Annotated in this window: 2 protein-coding genes; both read right to left on the bottom strand. The window is 31.6% G+C overall.

Annotated elements, in window-relative coordinates:
• Positions 1–377 precede the first annotated feature (377 nt).
• Positions 378–584: a DUF6007 family protein gene (locus CD138_RS14595; RefSeq protein ID WP_019167992.1), complete on the bottom strand. Its 207-nt coding sequence runs from the start codon at positions 582–584 to the stop codon at positions 378–380.
• A gap of 21 nt (positions 585–605) precedes the next feature.
• Entirely contained in the window at positions 606–1,259 is a 654-nt protein-coding gene (locus CD138_RS13865; RefSeq protein WP_019167991.1) for a hypothetical protein, read from the bottom strand.
• Between the last annotated feature and the right edge of the window lie 244 nt (positions 1,260–1,503).

The raw sequence follows: 1,503 nt of genomic DNA, 5'->3' as shown, positions 1-1,503 counted from the left end.
TTACTTACCTATTAGAACGTGGGACGCTAAAACTGGAAAAGTTGGCAAATTATGGGGACAAATTAAATAAAGTATGATATAATGTATTTTCCCTATAGTTATAAAAAGAGGGCGGCCGTATTGGCTGCTCTCTTTTTATGCAAATATAGTTGTGTAACTTAACATTAATATGTTACAGTATAAGCAACGAGTATTCTGGGGAGAAACTCCATCACATTATGTGAATACCTTTTAATTCTGGACAAGCAGATTGTTCAATAACTCTTTTTGTGTTAAAAGGGCGGTCATTGCGACTGCCCTGTTTTTTTTATGCTATAATTTTGGTGACAACGCCCTCACTCCTTTTTAGGAAGATACGGCCTGATGAGGGGGTATTTTTATTTGTGCCTATTCTTTAAATAGAGAATATAGATTATAACTGTTGACAGCCCAATTGATGATAAAACAACTACTAAAAGCGATAAAAGAATTTCGAAAAAAGTATCTTTAGGTAATATTTTTATTATGAAGGACATTGGGATAATTGAGACGAAATAAACCCACGCATATCTTTTTAATTCTTTTTCTATATTTACGTTTTGCATTAAATTCACACCTTCTTTATATTACAAGCTGCAAGCAGCGTCTTTACCGCCATATTTTTCAACTAATGTTGTAAATAGTAATTCGCATGCGCTAGCTGCAGTGCCACCTGTAATTACAGCTCCCCAAGGCCCCATTAAGGTTCCTCCAGCTGCTACTCCTGCCGCAGCTGTTGCACAAGAAACCTTACTTGAAAAGATGCAAGCCCATTTCAATGCAGCTTTTTGTGTACCTGAAAGATTTGAGCGGAAAGCTGTTTGATCTCTATCCATTGCTGTTTGTTCTTTTATGATTTCGCCATTTTGATTAGCTTCGGAGCTATATAAAAAGTTGTCATTGATATCGAATAATTTAAATAGAGCATTTCCGTTGCTTAATTTTGACTGTGTGCTGAAATACGTTATTTTTTTATTTTCAACATAAAAGTTATAGTAAATATCATTCTTAGAATCTTTTAAATTAATAATCCCTGTGCCATCTGACATCTTGTAGCTTTCTTGTAAGATATCTTTTTTAGATAAGTTTTTGTTTTTTAGAATCTCTTCTAAATTATTTACCGAAGTTATGTCTAGTTTGTTTGAATTTTTATTGTTGGTCTCAGCTACTGCAAAGTTAGGTATGATAGAAACGAATATTATAGAAAAAATCATAGTAAAAAGACTTATTTTTTTATACATATAGCCACCCCTATTTTATTTAGTATGCTCCTAAATTAACTTTACCCCAAACCAAAATCAGCAAAACTTAATAGTGGGATTAAACTTTTTATTAAATTGTATTCCTCGAGTTTTGAAATGAGTCAAGAAATGAGATTCAAAAAAATGTTGAGTAATCATGAGTATAGCGAAATTTTCAAATAATATTAATTAAATATTTTCAAACGATTCACTTATTATTTTATAATTTCAAAACCTTTAATTA

Origin of the sequence: Staphylococcus intermedius NCTC 11048 (assembly GCF_002902385.1) — a bacterium.
Lineage (GTDB): Bacteria > Bacillota > Bacilli > Staphylococcales > Staphylococcaceae > Staphylococcus > Staphylococcus intermedius.
This window is presented reverse-complemented; position numbering and strand designations above follow the sequence as displayed.

Bases quoted from the DNA above. Each gene is read 5' to 3' on its own strand.
- CD138_RS14595 (WP_019167992.1), bottom strand. From the start codon at position 584: ATGCAAAACGTAAATATAGAAAAAGAATTAAAAAGATATGCGTGGGTT.
- CD138_RS13865 (WP_019167991.1), bottom strand. From the start codon at position 1,259: ATGTATAAAAAAATAAGTCTTTTTACTATGATTTTTTCTATAATATTC.